This is a genomic window from Streptomyces afghaniensis, assembly GCF_044327915.1.
Lineage (GTDB): Bacteria > Actinomycetota > Actinomycetes > Streptomycetales > Streptomycetaceae > Streptomyces > Streptomyces afghaniensis.
This window is the reverse complement of record NZ_JBIRGJ010000005.1, coordinates 190,657-206,476: the sequence shown is the minus strand read 5'-3', so window position 1 is coordinate 206,476 and position 15,820 is coordinate 190,657. Positions and strand designations below refer to the sequence as shown.

The following is a 15,820-nucleotide window of genomic DNA, read 5'->3' as shown; positions in this document are numbered from 1 at the left end:
TTGACCGGCGCGCTGACATCCCGTCGGCGACACAGCGTAGCGTTCGCGATCTTCGAGACCGCAGCCGATTCCCGCATCGGGCGGGAGGCCAGGCAAGATGGGGGGCGTGACCCTCATCGATCAGCTGCCGCGGACCGCCGACCCCGACGCCCTGTACGAAGCCTTCGAGTCGTGGGCCGGTGAGCGGGGTCTCACGCTCTATCCCCACCAGGAGGAGGCGCTGATCGAGGTGGTCTCCGGCGCGAACGTGATCGTGTCGACGCCCACCGGGTCCGGCAAGAGCATGATCGCGGCGGGTGCGCACTTCGCCGCGCTGGCCCGGGACGAGGTCACCTTCTACACCGCCCCGATCAAGGCGCTGGTGTCGGAGAAGTTCTTCGAACTGTGCAAGATCTTCGGCACGGAGAACGTCGGCATGCTGACCGGCGACGCGTCCGTCAACTCCGACGCCCCCGTGATCTGCTGCACCGCCGAGGTGCTCGCGTCGATCGCGCTGCGCGACGGCAAGCAGGCGGACGTCGGCCAGGTCGTGATGGACGAGTTCCACTTCTACGCGGAGGGCGACCGCGGCTGGGCCTGGCAGATCCCGATCCTGGAGCTGCCGCAGGCGCAGTTCGTGCTGATGTCGGCGACGCTCGGCGACGTGTCCTTCTTCGAGAAGGACCTCACCCGCCGCACCGGCCGCCCGACGGCGGTGGTCCGCTCGGCGACCCGCCCCGTGCCGCTGTCCTACGAGTACCGCTACACGCCGCTCACGGAGACGCTCACCGACCTGCTGGCGGCCAGGCAGGCACCCGTCTACATCGTGCACTTCACACAGGCGCAGGCGGTGGAGCGGGCGCAGGCCCTCATGAGCATCAACATGTGCTCGAAGGAGGAGAAGGAGCAGATCGCCGACCTGATCGGCAACTTCCGCTTCACCACCAAGTTCGGCCGCAACCTCTCCCGCTACGTCCGGCACGGCATCGGCGTCCACCACGCCGGCATGCTGCCCAAGTACCGGCGCCTGGTGGAGAAGCTCGCACAGGCCGGCCTGCTGAAGGTCATCTGCGGCACGGACACGCTCGGCGTGGGCGTCAACGTGCCCATCCGCACGGTGCTGTTCACGGCCCTCACCAAGTACGACGGCACCCGCGTGCGCACCCTGCGGGCCCGGGAGTTCCACCAGATCGCGGGGCGTGCCGGGCGGGCCGGCTACGACACGGAGGGCTTCGTCGTCGCGCAGGCGCCCGAGCACGTCGTCGAGAACGAGAAGGCGCTCGCCAAGGCCGGTGACGATCCGAAGAAGCGCCGCAAGGTCGTCCGCAAGAAGGCCCCGGAGGGCTTCGTCGCGTGGTCGGAGCAGACCTTCGAGAAGCTCATCGCCTCCGAGCCGGAGCCACTGACCTCCCGCTTCCGGGTGACGCACACAATGCTGCTGTCGGTGATCGCCCGCCCCGGCAACGCCTTCGAGGCGATGCGCCACCTCCTGGAGGACAACCACGAGCCGCGCAAGCAGCAGTTGCGGCACATCCGCCGGGCCATCGCGATCTACCGCTCGCTGCTGGACGGCGGCATCGTCGAGAAGCTCGACGAGCCGGACGCGTCCGGCCGCATCGTCCGCCTCACCGTCGACCTCCAGCAGGACTTCGCGCTCAACCAGCCGCTGTCCACGTTCGCGCTGGCCGCGTTCGAGCTGCTGGACCCCGAATCTCCGTCGTACGCGCTCGACATGGTGTCCGTCGTGGAGTCCACCCTGGACGACCCGCGGCAGATCCTCGCCGCCCAGCAGAACAAGGCGCGCGGCGAGGCCGTGGCCGCGATGAAGGCGGACGGCGTCGAGTACGAGGAGCGCATGGAGCGGCTCCAGGACATCACCTACCCGAAGCCGCTGGAGGAGCTGCTCTTCCACGCGTACGACACGTACCGCAAGAGCCACCCCTGGGTCGGCGACCACCCGCTGTCGCCGAAGTCGGTCATCCGGGACATGTACGAACGGGCGCTGTCCTTCACGGAGTTGGTGTCCCACTACGAGCTGGCCCGCACCGAGGGCATCGTGCTGCGCTACCTGGCCAGCGCCTACAAGGCCCTCGACCACACCGTCCCGGACGACCTCAAGTCCGAGGACCTGCAGGACCTGATCGAGTGGCTGGGCGAGATGGTGCGCCAGGTCGACTCCAGCCTGCTGGACGAGTGGGAACAGCTGGCCAACCCGGAGGAGATGACCGCCGAGGAGGCCCAGGAGAAGGCCGACGAGGTCAAGCCGGTCACCGCCAACGCGCGCGCTTTCCGTGTCCTGGTCCGCAACGCCATGTTCCGCCGGGTGGAGCTGGCCGCCCTCGACCAGGTCGAGGAGCTCGGCGAGATGGACGCGGAGTCCGGCTGGGACGCCGACGCCTGGGGTGAGGCGATGGACAAGTACTGGGACGAGTACGACGACCTCGGGACCGGCCCCGACGCCCGCGGCCCCAAGCTGCTGATCATCGCGGAGGAGCCGGAGAACGCCCTGTGGCGGGTCCGGCAGATCTTCCACGACCCGAACGGCGACCACGACTGGGGCATCAGCGCGGAGGTCGACCTCACCGCTTCCGACGCGGAGGGCCGCGCGGTCGTCCGGGTCACCGACGTCGGCCAGCTGTGAACGGCCGGGCAGCAGCGAGCACAGGAGAATTCCACCGATGACGACGAACCCTGCCGAGAGACTGGTCGACCTGCTCGATCTGGAGCAGATCGAGGTCAACATCTTCCGTGGCCGCAGCCCGCAGGAGTCCCTGCAGCGGGTCTTCGGCGGCCAGGTGGCGGGGCAGGCCATGGTCGCCGCCGGCCGCACCACGGACGGCGACCGTCCCGTGCACTCGCTGCACGCGTACTTCCTGCGCCCGGGCATCCCGGGCGTGCCGATCGTCTACCAGGTCGAGCGGGTGCGCGACGGGCGGTCGTTCACGACCCGCCGGGTCACGGCCGTGCAGCAGGGCCGCACGATCTTCAATCTCACCGCCTCCTTCCACAAGCCGGAGGAGGGCAGCTTCGAGCACCAGCTGCCGCCCGCCCGCAAGGTCCCGGACCCGGAGTCACTGCCCACAGTCACGGACGAGATCCGGGAGCATCTGGGCACGCTGCCCGAGCAGTTGGAGCGGATGGCCCGCCGCCAGCCCTTCGACATCCGCTATGTGGACCGGCTGCGCTGGACCACCGACGAGGTCGCGGACGCCGAGCCGCGCAGCGCCGTGTGGATGCGCGCGGTCGGGCCGCTCGGCGACGACCCGCTCGTGCACACCTGCGCCCTCACCTACGCCAGCGACATGACCCTCCTGGACGCCGTCCGCATCCCGGTCGAGCCGCTGTGGGGCCCGCGGGGCTTCGACATGGCGTCACTGGACCACGCCATGTGGTTCCACCGCCCGTTCCGCGCGGACGACTGGCTGCTGTACGACCAGGAGTCGCCGATCGCGGTCGGCGGCCGCGGTCTGGCCCGGGGCCGGATCTACGACCGTGAGGGCCGGCTGGTCGTGTCGGTCGTGCAGGAGGGGTTGTTCCGGAAGCTGGGCTGACCTGGTCGCGTGCCGACCGGATCCGCTGCCGAGGGCTCCGATCGCGCGCGTGCCCGGTTCCGGCGACCATGGCAGGAGGAGGCACCGCCGGCGTCACACGCCCGCCGATCCGGGAGGTGGCCACGCTGCACACCGTGCTCCCCGTCGTCTTCGCGGTCTGCGCGGCCCTCAGCAACGCCGTCGCGACGGTGTTGCAGCGCAAGGCGGCGCTCACCGTGCCCCGCTCCCAGGGGCTCCGTGCCGGGCTGATCGCCGACCTGCTGCGCCGGCCCGTCTGGCTGGCCGGCATCGTCGCGGTGATCGGCGCCGCCGTCTGCCAGGCGCTGGCGCTGGCGACCGGGCCGCTGACGATCGTGCAGCCGCTCTTCGTGCTGGAGCTGCCGCTGACCCTGATCGTCGCGTCGCTGCTGATGCGCCGGCATCTGCCGCGCACGGGCTGGCTGGCCGTGGCGGTGGTGGTGGCCGGCCTGGCGGTCGCGCTCGCCGCCGCGTCCCCCGCCGGCAACCGCACGCATGTGGAGCTGGACCGCTGGATCCCCGCGCTCGCCGTGTGCGCGGGGGCCGTCGCCGGCCTCGCTGTCGCAGCCCTGCGACGCCCTGAGGGCCGGGCCCGGGCAGCATGTCTGGGTGCAGCGACGGCGATCAGCTACGCGGTGACCGCGGCGCTGATGAAGACCGCCGTCCACATCCTCGACGAGCAGGGACTCGTGGGCTTCCTCACGGCCTGGCAGACCTACGCGTTCGCCGTGACGGGGGTGTGCGCGCTGTTCCTGCTGGAGCACGCGATGCAGGCCGGCCCGCTGGTCGCCTCGCAGCCCGCGCTCACCCTCGGGGACGCCATGGTGAGCCTCGCCCTCGGCATCACCCTGTACGAGGAGACGGTCCGCTCCGGGTGGTGGCTGCTGCCCCAGCTCTTCGGTGTCGCGCTGATCGCCGCGGGTGTCCTCGCCCTGGCGCGGATTCCGTTCACACAGTCGGTCGTGGCGCCGGACGAGGAACACCGGACGGCTGGCGTGCTCTGAGAGCCGGCAGTGCCCGGGAGCGGGCAGGTCGCCATGGGACGTCTCGGTCGTCACCGACGCCACGCTTCCAGTGGCCTTCGGCGCGTGTCCGACCCCCGGCCGATCACCCGTCCGGCTGGCACCGCGGGCACCACACCGTGCCACGGCCCGCCATCCGGGACCGGCGCAGTCCGCTGCCGCAGCGCGGGCATCTGGGGTCGGGGTCGTCACGATGTCCGGTGAGCCAGGAGTCCCGCGGCGGCACGCACCCGGCCTTGACGGCGGACCGCAGGGTTCTGCGCATCTCGCTGTACAGCTGACGACGGTCGTCCTGTGTGAGCTCCCGCGCCCGGCGGTCGGGGCGCAGCCGGGCACGCCAGAGGATCTCGTCGGCGAGCAGATTGCCGAGGCCGGCCAGGACGGACTGGTCGGTGAGCGCGGTCTTCAGGTGTCCGCGGCGCTCCGAGAGCACGGCCTCGAACTCCGCACGGTCCACCGCCATCGCGTCGGGGCCCTGCCGCCGAAGCAGCCGGTCGAGATCGGAGTCGTCGTGGGCCAGCCACAGGCCCTGGAGTTTGCGCTGGTCACGAAAGCGCAGCTGACGGTTGCCGGTCAGGGTGAAGAGCACGCGGTCGTGGGCCTCGACGGGGTCCTCGGGGCGAGCGCAGACGAGTCGGCCGGTCATGCCGAAGTGCAGCACCAGGGTGGGGCCGCCGGTGCGGGCGAGCAGCCACTTGCCGTGCCGCTCCGGTGTGCCGAACCTCCGTCCCTCCAGCGCGTCACGCAGGCCCCGCACCCCGACCCCGCGCAGGACGCCCGCGTCCCGCACCTCGACACGCCGCACGACCCGTCCCTTCGCACAGGACTCGAGCACCTGCCGGAAGCCCTCGACGTCGGGCAGCTCGGGCATGACGGGCGGGTCAGATTTCCTGGAGGACGGACAGCACGTGCCCCGCCGCTATGTCGTTCACGGAGAACTCGCTGAACGCCTTCGTCGTACCGGACATGATCGCCTCCCGGTCCCAGTCTCCTCACAGGTCGGACCGGGACGCATCCGGAAAGTCATCGCTCATCGGGCGGACAGCGGGGCGCGCGCCCCGGCAGGGGGTGGGCAGGGTCATCCCGTAGGCCACCGGCTTCTGCGGCGCAGCCAGCCCAGGAGGCCATGGGAAGGAGTGTGGTCCGAGGCTGCCGGACCGTCCTCCTGCGGTAGGGCCGGTTCGGGGGACGGGCGTGGTGCCGGGTGCTGCCTTCGGGCCGTTTCCATCGTGTGGGCGAGGTCCGCGCGGAACCAGGCCACCTCGTCCGGCTCGCTCGCCGTCATGAGCTCTTGTGCCCGCTCGGCGGTGGGTGAGCCGGGCGCGCCGTGTGCCGGGAGCCGGGGGCGGCAGCGGTTCAGGTGGTCGCGCTCATACGGGTCCTCGACGACGTCCGCCACGTCGGCCGGGTCGAGGAGGCAGGCGACGGCCGCCGCGTGCGCCCACGGGTCGTTGCCCGCCTGCCGCAGCAGGAACCCGATGTGCCGTCCTCGCCAGTTGCGGGGCCGCCGGTCGGGCTTTGCCTTCATCGCGTCCCGCACTTCTGCGGGCATGCGGCCGGTCAGCAGCCGGGCGTTGCTCTTCTCGGCGGCGAACTGCCGTAGTTCCTCTGCCAGATAGAGCCAGACCACGGTGCGGTAGCGGTTCAGGTAAAAGCGGACGGGCACGAGCAGGCCGAAGCGCGCGAGGTTCGTGAACCTGGTGGGCGTCACTTCCATGATCTCGGCGCCCTCATGGGTGCCCACGGTCGCGACGCGCTCGCGCAGTGCGTCCGGGAAGCCGTCCTCGGCGCGCAGCCGGTCGATCTCGGCGCGGGCGACCCGTCGGCCTCCGCCTCCTTCGTCGGGAACGGTCCGGATGAGTCCGAGATTCACCGCCAGGTCGAAGTCGCCCCTCCTGAGGTCGAGTTCGCGGGCGGCCCGGCTCGGGGCGCAGGTGAGGCGGTCGGATTTCGCGATGGTGCCTGACATGGTCGTCTCCCCCGTGGAGTCAGCGGCTCACGCCGTGTGCGGTCGCCGTGAAAAAACCGTAGCCGCTTCGGCGGATCTCGCGGCGAGCCTGTGGAAAACTCCGCGGGGGATGACGAACGCCCAGGTCAGACGTCTGTTGCCGGTTTCCGTTCGGGCTGACGCGCATCCACGTCGAGGTGCTCGCCGACCCGGTTGACCAGAAGGGTCATCTCGTATGCGATCTGGCCGATGTCGGCCTCCGCGCCGCTGAGGACGCACAGACAGCTGCCCGTGCCGGCGGCGGTGACGAAGAGCACCGCGTCGTCGAACTCGATCATCGTCTGGCGTACGCTGCCCGCGCCGAAGTGCCGTCCCGAGCCCTTGGCCAGACTGTGCAGTCCGGACGACACGGCCGCGAGGTGCTCCGCGTCCTCGCGGCGCAGTCCGGTGCTCGCCCCTGTCACCAGGCCGTCGTTGGACAGGACCAGTGCGTGCCGCACCTGGTGGACGCGCTCGGTCAGGTCGTCCAGCAGCCAGTCCAGTCCCTGGTTCTGCGCCATGTTCCGATCTCCCCGTTTTCTCCCCGTGCGATTCTCCTCCTGGCCGGAGGATCTCCACGCCAGCCTTCCCCACGACCGCTGCCGGGGCAAGGAGGATGGGAGCCATGGCAGAGAAGATGACCGACGCGCAATGGCGAGAGTTCGTTTCCCGCGGTACCCGCACCGGAAAGCTCTCCACGGTCCGGGCCGACGGGAGCCCGCACGTGGCCCCGATCTGGTTCGTCCTGGACGGCGACGAGCTGGTGTTCAACACCGGCAAGAACACCGTGAAAGGGCGCAATCTCATCCGTGACGGCCGGGTCGCCCTGTGCGTGGACGACGACCGGCCGCCGTACTCCTTCGTGGTCGTGCGGGGGCGCGCCCGGGTCTCGGAGGACCTCGACGAGATACGGCACTGGGCCACCCGCATCGGCGCCCGGTACATGGGCGAGGAACGCGCCGAGGAGTTCGGTGCCCGCAACGGCGTCCCGGGCGAACTCCTCGTCCGGGTCGCCATCGACAGGGTCCTCGCGGAGCGGGACGTCGCGGACTGACCACGGGACCCGTGTTCCGCTCATCCGACCGAGTCGAGGAGCCGGGCGGTGTGCATCCGCCCGGCGTACTCGACGAGCCGGATCAGCACCTCCTTCCCCGAGTCGCGGTCCCGGGCGTCGCACAGCACCACGGGCGTCCCCCGGTCGAGGTCGAGGGCGCGCGAGACGTCGGGGGCGCCGTGCCGCCGGGCGCCCGCGAAGCAGTTGACGGCCACCACGAACGGGATGCGCCGGTGCTCGAAGTAGTCGACCGCGGGGAAACAGTCCTCCAGGCGCCGGGTGTCCGCGAGGACGACCGCGCCGAGTGCCCCTTGCGACAACTCGTCCCACAGGAACCAGAACCGGTCCTGGCCCGGCGTGCCGAACAGGTACAGGGAGAGGCCGGAGCGGATGGTGATGCGTCCGAAGTCCATGGCGACGGTCGTGGTGGTCTTGTGGTCCACGCCGTCGGTGTCGTCCACCAACTGGCCGGCTTCGCTGAGCAGTTCCTCGGTGCGCAGCGGCCGGATCTCGCTGACGGCGCCCACCAGGGTGGTCTTGCCCACGCCGAACCCGCCGGCGACCAGGATCTTCAACGCCAGTGCGGAGGCCTCGCCGCCGGTGGCGTCGGAGTGCTCGGAGACCATTGATCACTTCTCTCTGGAGTGCCGGCAAGGGGTGAGGTGTGGGGAGGTGAGTACGGGATGGTGTGCGTGCGACTACAGCGCCCTCAGTCCTGCGATCACCTCGCGCAGAATGCGCTCGTCGGGCAGTTGCGCCGGTGGCACCGGGCGGCTGACGGTGACGCAGCCCAGTTCCAGGAGGTCGCCGAGGAGGACCCGCACCACACCCACGGGCAGGTCGGCGCCCGCGGCGAGTTCGGCGACCGACTGGGTCTCCGTACGGCACAGGTCGAGCAGGTTCCGGTGTTCCGGCCCGAGCGGGGCGTCGTCCACTCCGGGTGCGGCCGGGTCCAGCGTGACCAGGGCGATCAGGTCGAACCGCACGCCGGTGGGTCCGGGCCGGGTGCGTCCGCCCGTCATGGCGTAAGGGCGTACGAGCGGGCCGGCCTCGTTGTCGTACCACTGGCTGCCCTGCTCGGCCGGGGTGCCCGTCATGTCCTCGGTCATCTGCGCGGACCGCCCTTTCGGTTCATCCGGCGGCGGGTGGCCGGGCGCCGACGCGGGGCGCGGTGCCGAGGTGCTCGCCGACGCGTTTGACCAGGCGTGCCATCTCGTAGGCCACGAGGCCGATGTCGGCGGTCACGGCGGTGAGGAGGGCGAGGCAGGAGCCGTCGCCCGCGGCGGCCACGAACAGGAAGCCCTCGTCCATCTCCACCATGGTCTGGCGGACACCGCCGGCACCGAAGTGCCGTCCGGCTCCCTTGGCGAGGCTGTGGAAGCCCGAGGCGACCGCAGCGAGGTGTTCGGCGTCCTCGCGGCGCAGGTCGCTCGAGGCGCCCACGGCGAGGCCGTCGTTGGACAGCACAACGGCGTGCCGTATCTCGCTCACGCGGAGCACCAGATCGTCCAGCAGCCAGTCGAGTTCGCCGGAGCTCCGGGCGGAATGCGTGCTCGGGTCCTGGATCATGCGGGGTCTCCTTCGCTGCTGTCGCTGCCCGTCGGGCCGGGAGTGATTCCGCGGCCGGGTTGCCTGCCGCCGCCGCGCGCCCAGCCGGCGCGGTACGCCGCCATGCGGTCCCGGACGACCTCGGGCGTGCGTTCGTCGTCCCGGGGTGCGGGCGAGGGCGGCGGCTCCTCGGGGCGCCCCTCGCGCAGTTGGGGCGCGAGGCTGGCCTGCCGTACGCGGCGCGGGAGGTCGTCGGAGTCTTCGGGCTGCTCCTTGGGCCGATGCAGTCGCAAGGCGGCGACTCCTGGGGGTGTGGTGTGGCTCGTGGTCTCCGCGACGGCCGGGACGGGAGCCACCAGGGAGCGCCGGTCGGCCGGTGCAGGGACGGCGTCGGGGACGGTTTCCTGACGCGGGAGGTCGTCGGGCACGCGCGCGTGGGCGCGCTCCTCGGGCTGCCGCGCGTGCACCGTTTCACCGTGGGAACGTGCCGCGGCACCGGTGTGCAGCAGGGCGGTGGGCACCAGGACGACCGCGGTGGTGCCGCCGTACGGCGAGGTCCTCAGGTGGACCTTGACGCCGTGCCGGGCGGCGAGCCTGCTGACCACGAACAGGCCGAGCCGATCGCTGTCGAACAGGTCGAGCGCCTCGGACTGCTCGATGCGGCGGTTGGCCTCGGCGAGGGTCTCCTTGCCCATGCCGAGGCCGCGGTCCTCGACCTCGACGGCGTAGCCGTTGCCGACGGGTTCGCCTGTGATGCGCACGCGCGTGTGGGGCGGCGAGAACTGTGCGGCGTTCTCGATGATCTCGGCCAGGAGGTGCGTGAGGTCGGCGACGGCCGCGCCGACGACGGCCGCCTCGGGGAGTTGCCGTACCTCCACGCGCGCGTAGTCCTCCACTTCGGAGACGGCCGCGCGGACCACGTTGGTCAGGGAGACGGGCATGCGCCAGGCCCGGCCGGGGGCTGCTCCGGAGAGGATGATCAGGCTCTCGGCGTGGCGCCGCATGCGGGTGGTGAGGTGGTCCAGGCGGAAGAGGTCGCTCAGTTCGTTCGGGTCGTCGGAGCGGCGTTCCATGCTGTCGAGGAGGCTCAGCTGCCGGTGGACGAGGATCTGGCTGCGGCGGGCGAGGTTGACGAAGACGCCGGAGATGCCGCTGGCGAGTTCGGCGCGCTCGACGGCGGCCCGCAGCGCGGCCCGGTGGACGGTGCCGAGGGCCTCGGCGACCTGCCCGGTCTCGTCCTCGGCGGCCGGTCCCGGCGGTGCCTCGGCGCGGATGTCGATCTCCTCGCCCGCGCGCAGTCTCCGCATGGCCTCGGGCAGTTTGCGCCGGGCGATCTCCAGGGCGCCGTTGCGCAGGCTCACGAGCTCCACCACGAGACCGCGGCCGATGCGCACGGAGATGACGAGCGAGGCAGCGACGGCGGCGAGACCGAGCAGGACGGCCGCGCCGGCCGGGGTGAGCAGCCCCCGGGTGAACGGGTCGGCCCGCTGCGCGACGGATCGTGCGGCGTCGTCCTCGATCGTGCGCATGCCGTTCTGCACGCGCGCGTGGGCGGTGTTCCAGGTGCTCACGGGTGCCGCCTCGATCGCCTTGGCGCCCGGTCCGGCGGCGAGGATCGCGTCCTCGGCGTCGCCCAGCCCGGCGTAGGAGCTGCCGGCGGTGAGGGCGTTCCAGGCGGAGCGTTCGGTGCCGCGCAGGTCGGCGACGGCCGACTCGGTCAGGGTGCGGCGCAGCTCGACGGCGCCGGTGAAGAGCCGGAGCCGCTCCCCGGTCAGGGTGCCGGACAGTCGGGCACTCGCCAGAAGGGCGTCCTCCCGGGCCAACGCTTCGCCCGCGCGGGAGAATTCGAGCAGCACGCGCGCGTCGGAGCCGAGATCGGCGTCCTGGATGCCGGTGAGGGCACCGCCGACGCCGAGAGCCTGCGAGATGGTCCGGGTGTAGCGGCGGTACGTCTCGGACCAGCCCGCGCGCCGGTCCTGCACCTCGGTCCGCAGGGCACGCAGTTGCCCGGCACCCGTGACGAACGCCTCCAGCCGACGGGCGACTCCGGCGGGCAACTCCTCGCTGTCCGCGACGGTGCTGTCCTCGTCGAGCCGCAGTTTCGCGACGGCCCGGTCGGTGCGCCGGGCGAGGTCGTCCAGCTCGTCGGTCTGTGCGGCGGAGGGGTCGGTGGCGTGGCGAACGGCGGCCGCGCGTTCCGCCTGCAGGGCGGCGACCGCGGCGGAGACGGGGGCGCGGACCGTGGCGTCCACGCGCTGGACCTGCCGCAGCCGGGAGACGTCCTGGGCGGTGGTGACGGTGGCGTGGGCCCACAGGGCCAGGAGGGAGACGACCGGCACCATCAGCAGGCAGACGATCTTGGCGCGCACGGTACGGGGGCGTATGTGCCAGCGCTCCGCGCGCGTGGCCGCTGCGTCCGGTGTGGCCTCCGCGGGGGCCTCGCCGTCCTCGTCGGCCGGTGGTCCGGCGTGCGCGCGGCGACCGCGCACGGGCGGTGGCGGCGCCTCGGCGCCGGCCGTGGGGGTCCTACGGGGTGTACGCATGAACTCCTCGCTCGGGGGTGGTTCGGGGCGTGTCACCCCGGCTTCAGGGCGTGCCGTCCGGGCTTCGGGGTCTGCCGTCCGGACCGCGGGGCGTGCCCGGGAGGGCCTGTCGCCTGCCCCGCCGGGCCCGGTCGCGGCTATGGGGCGGCGCTCCCGACCGGCCGCTGGGCCGACGCGGACGCCTCACGCTCCCCCGCCGTCGGCGACAGCGCGACGAAGGCGGAGGTCAGGAAGAGGTAGGACCCGAGGCCGACGGCGAGGGGGAAGATGAACTGCATCGCCGTGGCCCCGGGCAGTGCCTCCCCGGAGGGCATCACGCGCACGCTCACCGCGAACATCCCGGTGTAGTGCATGCTGCTGACGGCCGCGCCCATGATCAGGGAGGCGATGGTGACCGCGACGGGCGACTTGATGTTGAGTGCCGCCCACAGCGCCGCCGTCGCGGCGACGACGGCGATCAGGACGGAGAGCCCGACGAGCACCGGGTCATAGGTCACGTCGCCGTGCAGGCGGACGGCCGCCATGCCCAGGTAGTGCATGCTCGCGACACCGAGGCCGGTGGTGAGCCCGCCGATCAGCAGGGCCCGGCCGCGGTCCCGGCTGTAGCCGACGGCGAAGACGCCGGCGCAGACGACGACCATGGCGACGAGCAGGCTCAGCAGAGTGAGCGGCACGTCGTAGCGGATATCGGTGCCGGCGACGCTGAAACCGAGCATGGCCACGAAGTGCATGGTCCAGATGCCGGTGCCGATCGCCGAGGCGGCGGTGACGAGCCAGTTGCGGCGCGAGCGCCCGGTGGCGGCGAGCGCGCGGACGGTGCAGCGCAGTCCGAGCGCGGCGCCCGTGCAGGCCATCACGTACGACAGCGCGGGGGTCAGCCACCCCAGGGCGGCGTGGTCCAGGTGTCCCATGGCCCCGGGACGCTAGACCCAGCAGGGGCGCGCGAAGGGGGCGCATTTCGAAAGGTGTTGGAATATGACGCAAGGATGTACCGGAACGATCGGGTCACGCTCGAACGTGTGCACTGAAGCGTCATCCGTGCCGGTGAGGAATCATGCCGTACATGAGCGACGACCAGACGCGTGTCCAGGAGTTCTTCACCGCCCGCGCCGCCGACTGGGACAGCCGGTTCCCCGACGACGGTCCGGCCTACGCGGCCGCGGTCGCCGAACTCGGACTGCGCCCGGGCGACCGCGTGCTCGACGCGGGGTGCGGCACCGGACGCGCCCTGCCGCCCCTGCGTGCCGCCGTGGGGCCCTCTGGAGTGGTCCTCGGAGCCGATCTGACCCCGGCCATGCTGCGGGAGGCCGTGCGGGCCGGACGGGACCGTGACGGGGCGTTGCTGCTCGCGGACGTCGCCGCGCTGCCGCTGCGCTCGCACTCACTGGACGCCGTGTTCGGGGCGGGCCTGATCTCGCACCTGCCGAGTCCGGCCGAGAACCTGCGGGAGCTGGCACGCGTGGTGCGTGCCGGCGGCGTGCTCGCGCTGTTCCACCCGATCGGCAGGGCGGCCCTGGCCGCGCGCCACGGCCGCGCGCTCACCCCGGACGACCTGCGCGCCGAGCCCAACCTCCGGCCGCTGCTGGCCGCTTCGGGGTGGCGCATGACGTCGTACGTCGACGAGGACTCCCGTTTCCTGGCGCTCGCCGTCCGCGAGGACTGAGCAGTCTCTGTCCGCGAGGACGCAGCACTCGCTGTCCGCGTGGACTCAGCACTCGCTCTCCGCGTGGACTCAGCAGCCGCGTCACCCGGCCTCGGTGTCCGGCGCCGCCACGTGCCGCGCGGGACAGCCCCGGACGCCCGGGACCGGGCGCGTGCCCAGGTCGGCGAGCCGGTACCCGTACGGGTAGCCCTTGATCTCCCAGTTCTGCCGGGCGAAGTGCGGGGCGCGCCGGGGTGGCAGCAGCCGGACGGCGCGGCCCCGCAGCCGTACCGCGCGGCGCGCCCACGCACGCGTGGCGGCGCCCGGCGGGGTGTAGCGGAAGGCACGCAGCAGCGAGTCGTCGAGCAGCGCGAGGGTCGTGGTCCGCAGCAGCGGGGCGAGCGGGCTCGGGTACCAGGAGGCCATCAGGTCGAGCGTGGCGTCCGAGACCCGCCGGGCCTGCTCGTCCCAGGCGAAGTGGGCCGCCTCGTAGCTGTCGAGGCAGGTCTCGAACTCCTCGTAGGTCTCGGGGATGTCCTTGATGCCCATGTGCCGGCCCAGCGTGCGGTGGTGGACGACACTCGCGACGATCTCGTGGCGCGACATCCTGCGCCACCCGTAGGCGTCGATCCACCGCTTGGGCATCACGACGAACGTGCAGAGCACGTAGCGCATGTCGTCGTCGCTGATGTCGTAGCTGCGGTGCATCTGGTTGATGCGGCGGATCGCGGTCCTGCCCTGGTCGCTGCCGAAGCCGTGCTCGACCACGGCGTCCAGGAGCAGCGACGTGTCGTCGTAGCGCTTCTGGGTCCGCTCCGTGAGCTCCGCCGTCCCGGCGAGCAGCCGGCCGATGCCGGGGACGGCGTAGGTGCGGAACAGGGCCAGCTCCAAGGCGCGGGTGAAGTCCCACGGGAACTCATACGCCACGCTCAGCCGGTAGATCTCCGTTGCCTGCCGGTACGGGTCCATCCGCCGTATCTGTTCCAGCCGCGCGAAGCGCTTCACAGTGCCGTCCCCCTTCTGTCACCGGAGCTGCAACTTTACGTTGGTGTCCGGAAGATGACCGGCACGCGGGACATCCGCACAGGGGGAAGGTGGTCAGCATGTGGGGCAAGGTCCGGAAGGCCGGAGGCAGAGTCACTCATGCCTTGCGCACGGAACCGAAGGCCGGTGGGGACAAACGTCCACACAATCTTTTCGAGGCGGCAGCGGCCTACGTCACGGCGAGCGCGGAGGACGACCAGGAGCGGGCCGACGAGGCCGCCGGCTGGGTGTCGCCCGAGGCGCTGTCGTTCGGGGTGAACGAGCTGGCCTGCCGGGCCGTCATCGCGCTCGCGCGGGAACGCGGCCAGTCACCCCGGACCGTGGCCCGTGAGTTGCTGGGACTGCCCGCGGAGTGACGCGCCCGGACGGGGCGGCCGATTCGCCCCGTCCGCCGGAAAACGGCAGCTCCGCGTGTACTCGCGGGGCCGTGACAAGGGGCTTCCGCGCACACTAGGGTGCGCGCCGGTGGACGAACCGATGGGGAGGCTGGGATGGCCGGGACGGACGAGGACACCGTCGCCGCCGCGGACGATGCGCTCTATGTGCTCACGGCGGTGCTGCTGACGCCGGCGAAGTTCCCGAGCGTGCTGGGCGACGACTATCCGGAGGCGTGCGCGGCGCTCGGTCTCGCGCCGCTCGCCGACGGGTACGGGCTGGTGCTCGGCCAGGACGGTGACGGCGCCCGGTGGACCGTGGTCATCGACGACGTCTCTCTGGTGGCCGTCGCGATCGCGTCCTGGGACTGCGGGATGGAGTACGAGCTGTCTCCCGACGAGCGCACGGTCGTCGCGGCGCTGCCCGGCTGGCCCCTCGCGGTCGCCGTCGCGGCGCCCGGAGTGCCCGCGCCGCACGATCCCGGTCCGGAGGCTGACGACCGGCCGCCGCTGGCTCCGCCGGACACCACGGTCTGGGGCCCCGCCCAGCGGCGCCTTGGCGCGGACGAGATCGCGCTCCAGTGGGCGACGTGGCGGGAACAGGTCGACGACTCCGCCTTCCCCGCACCGGGGCCGTCGGCGGCACCGGGCGACGCAGGCGCGGCGGCCGAGGGTCCGGGCGGAGGCGGGGAGAACGGGCAGGGCCACAGCGGCATCCGGCGCGTCCTCGCGGAGGCCCGCACCTACATCGACTCGCCGCCGCCGCTGGGCCGGGTCCGGTCGTCGTTCGCGCCGGGTGACGCGCGGACCCTGCGGGCCGACGGTCCCGGCTGGTCGCTCGTGGCCAGGACCGACGACATCGCCTTCGTGCTGCTCGACGAGGAACCCGGCGAGGTCCTGCCGGTGGGGCGGGGACCGGAGCTGCCCGGTCTCCTCGAGGCCCTCGACAAGATGGCCGTACGGCCGAACTGAGCCGGTGGGACGTACGGCCGGTGCGGGCCCGTGGGCCGTAGGACCGGTGCGAGCCGGTGCGGCCTTCGGCCGCGCCAGTCAGCGGC

At 72.2% G+C, this 15,820-nt stretch carries 16 protein-coding genes; 7 read left to right on the top strand and 9 right to left on the bottom strand.

The window, feature by feature from the left end; translation table 11 throughout:
* The first annotated feature begins 106 nt into the window (after positions 1-106).
* The 3 genes from ACH4G3_RS19725 (at position 107) to ACH4G3_RS19715 (ending at position 4,552) form a co-directional block, all read left to right on the top strand.
* On the top strand, positions 107-2,620 hold the full coding sequence (locus ACH4G3_RS19725; protein ID WP_397625693.1) for a DEAD/DEAH box helicase: 2,514 nt from the start codon (positions 107-109) through the stop codon (positions 2,618-2,620).
* A gap of 37 nt (positions 2,621-2,657) precedes the next feature.
* The gene (locus tag ACH4G3_RS19720; RefSeq protein ID WP_397625692.1) at positions 2,658-3,530 is read left to right on the top strand and encodes an acyl-CoA thioesterase; all 873 of its coding nucleotides are present in this window, start codon (positions 2,658-2,660) and stop codon (positions 3,528-3,530) included.
* A 68-nt stretch (positions 3,531-3,598) separates the two neighbouring features.
* The gene (locus ACH4G3_RS19715) at positions 3,599-4,552 is read left to right on the top strand and encodes a DMT family transporter (RefSeq protein ID WP_397625691.1); all 954 of its coding nucleotides are present in this window, start codon (positions 3,599-3,601) and stop codon (positions 4,550-4,552) included.
* Positions 4,553-4,655: 103 nt separating this feature from the next.
* On the opposite strand, the gene ACH4G3_RS19710 is transcribed toward ACH4G3_RS19715, so the two are convergent.
* The 3 genes from ACH4G3_RS19710 to ACH4G3_RS19700 form a co-directional block, all read right to left on the bottom strand.
* The gene (locus ACH4G3_RS19710; protein ID WP_397625690.1) at positions 4,656-5,441 is read right to left on the bottom strand and encodes an Fpg/Nei family DNA glycosylase; all 786 of its coding nucleotides are present in this window, start codon (positions 5,439-5,441) and stop codon (positions 4,656-4,658) included.
* A 207-nt stretch (positions 5,442-5,648) separates the two neighbouring features.
* Positions 5,649-6,539 carry a DUF6397 family protein gene (locus ACH4G3_RS19705; RefSeq protein ID WP_397625689.1) on the bottom strand — a complete coding sequence of 297 codons (891 nt, stop codon included), beginning with the start codon at positions 6,537-6,539 and terminating at the stop codon, positions 5,649-5,651.
* Positions 6,540-6,664: 125 nt separating this feature from the next.
* A complete protein-coding gene (locus ACH4G3_RS19700) occupies positions 6,665-7,078 on the bottom strand; it encodes a roadblock/LC7 domain-containing protein (protein ID WP_215122924.1) in 414 nt (137 codons plus the stop codon).
* A gap of 104 nt (positions 7,079-7,182) precedes the next feature.
* Between ACH4G3_RS19700 and ACH4G3_RS19695 the strand changes: the two genes are divergently transcribed.
* A complete protein-coding gene (locus ACH4G3_RS19695; protein ID WP_397625688.1) occupies positions 7,183-7,611 on the top strand; it encodes a PPOX class F420-dependent oxidoreductase in 429 nt (142 codons plus the stop codon).
* A 20-nt stretch (positions 7,612-7,631) separates the two neighbouring features.
* Here the strand turns inward: ACH4G3_RS19695 and ACH4G3_RS19690 are convergent, their stop codons facing one another.
* The 5 genes from ACH4G3_RS19690 to ACH4G3_RS19670 form a co-directional block, all read right to left on the bottom strand.
* Entirely contained in the window at positions 7,632-8,237 is a 606-nt protein-coding gene (locus ACH4G3_RS19690; protein ID WP_059418962.1) for a GTP-binding protein, read from the bottom strand.
* Positions 8,238-8,309: 72 nt separating this feature from the next.
* Positions 8,310-8,720, bottom strand: coding sequence for a DUF742 domain-containing protein (locus tag ACH4G3_RS19685; RefSeq protein WP_010040964.1), 411 nt, complete (start codon positions 8,718-8,720; stop codon positions 8,310-8,312).
* A gap of 22 nt (positions 8,721-8,742) precedes the next feature.
* Positions 8,743-9,180, bottom strand: a complete 438-nt coding sequence (locus ACH4G3_RS19680; protein WP_397625687.1) for a roadblock/LC7 domain-containing protein — start codon at positions 9,178-9,180, stop codon at positions 8,743-8,745.
* Entirely contained in the window at positions 9,177-11,702 is a 2,526-nt protein-coding gene (locus tag ACH4G3_RS19675) for a sensor histidine kinase (RefSeq protein WP_397625686.1), read from the bottom strand. Before ACH4G3_RS19675 ends, ACH4G3_RS19680 begins: the two co-directional genes overlap by 4 nt.
* A 137-nt stretch (positions 11,703-11,839) precedes the next feature.
* Complete coding sequence (locus ACH4G3_RS19670) at positions 11,840-12,613, bottom strand: MHYT domain-containing protein (protein WP_397625685.1); 774 nt, start codon at positions 12,611-12,613, stop codon at positions 11,840-11,842.
* Between the two features lie 152 nt (positions 12,614-12,765).
* On the opposite strand from ACH4G3_RS19670, the gene ACH4G3_RS19665 reads away from it, so the two are divergent.
* The gene (locus ACH4G3_RS19665) at positions 12,766-13,365 is read left to right on the top strand and encodes a class I SAM-dependent methyltransferase (protein ID WP_397625684.1); all 600 of its coding nucleotides are present in this window, start codon (positions 12,766-12,768) and stop codon (positions 13,363-13,365) included.
* Between the two features lie 81 nt (positions 13,366-13,446).
* On the opposite strand, the gene ACH4G3_RS19660 is transcribed toward ACH4G3_RS19665, so the two are convergent.
* Entirely contained in the window at positions 13,447-14,349 is a 903-nt protein-coding gene (locus ACH4G3_RS19660; RefSeq protein ID WP_397625683.1) for an oxygenase MpaB family protein, read from the bottom strand.
* A 98-nt stretch (positions 14,350-14,447) separates the two neighbouring features.
* On the opposite strand from ACH4G3_RS19660, the gene ACH4G3_RS19655 reads away from it, so the two are divergent.
* On the top strand, positions 14,448-14,744 hold the full coding sequence (locus ACH4G3_RS19655) for a hypothetical protein (RefSeq protein WP_397625682.1): 297 nt from the start codon (positions 14,448-14,450) through the stop codon (positions 14,742-14,744).
* Between the two features lie 135 nt (positions 14,745-14,879).
* The gene (locus ACH4G3_RS19650) at positions 14,880-15,734 is read left to right on the top strand and encodes a hypothetical protein (protein WP_397625681.1); all 855 of its coding nucleotides are present in this window, start codon (positions 14,880-14,882) and stop codon (positions 15,732-15,734) included.
* Positions 15,735-15,820: the final 86 nt, after the last annotated feature.

Coding starts and splice junctions, on each gene's coding strand:
- ACH4G3_RS19665 (WP_397625684.1), top strand. CDS start 12,766: ATGAGCGACGACCAGACGCGTGTCCAGGAGTTCTTCACCGCCCGCGCC.
- ACH4G3_RS19715 (WP_397625691.1), top strand. CDS start 3,599: ATGGCAGGAGGAGGCACCGCCGGCGTCACACGCCCGCCGATCCGGGAG.
- ACH4G3_RS19720 (WP_397625692.1), top strand. CDS start 2,658: ATGACGACGAACCCTGCCGAGAGACTGGTCGACCTGCTCGATCTGGAG.
- ACH4G3_RS19690 (WP_059418962.1), bottom strand. CDS start 8,237: ATGGTCTCCGAGCACTCCGACGCCACCGGCGGCGAGGCCTCCGCACTG.
- ACH4G3_RS19700 (WP_215122924.1), bottom strand. CDS start 7,078: ATGGCGCAGAACCAGGGACTGGACTGGCTGCTGGACGACCTGACCGAG.
- ACH4G3_RS19675 (WP_397625686.1), bottom strand. CDS start 11,702: ATGCGTACACCCCGTAGGACCCCCACGGCCGGCGCCGAGGCGCCGCCA.
- ACH4G3_RS19685 (WP_010040964.1), bottom strand. CDS start 8,720: ATGACCGAGGACATGACGGGCACCCCGGCCGAGCAGGGCAGCCAGTGG.
- ACH4G3_RS19695 (WP_397625688.1), top strand. CDS start 7,183: ATGGCAGAGAAGATGACCGACGCGCAATGGCGAGAGTTCGTTTCCCGC.
- ACH4G3_RS19655 (WP_397625682.1), top strand. CDS start 14,448: ATGTGGGGCAAGGTCCGGAAGGCCGGAGGCAGAGTCACTCATGCCTTG.
- ACH4G3_RS19670 (WP_397625685.1), bottom strand. CDS start 12,613: ATGGGACACCTGGACCACGCCGCCCTGGGGTGGCTGACCCCCGCGCTG.
- ACH4G3_RS19705 (WP_397625689.1), bottom strand. CDS start 6,539: ATGTCAGGCACCATCGCGAAATCCGACCGCCTCACCTGCGCCCCGAGC.
- ACH4G3_RS19650 (WP_397625681.1), top strand. CDS start 14,880: ATGGCCGGGACGGACGAGGACACCGTCGCCGCCGCGGACGATGCGCTC.
- ACH4G3_RS19680 (WP_397625687.1), bottom strand. CDS start 9,180: ATGATCCAGGACCCGAGCACGCATTCCGCCCGGAGCTCCGGCGAACTC.
- ACH4G3_RS19710 (WP_397625690.1), bottom strand. CDS start 5,441: ATGCCCGAGCTGCCCGACGTCGAGGGCTTCCGGCAGGTGCTCGAGTCC.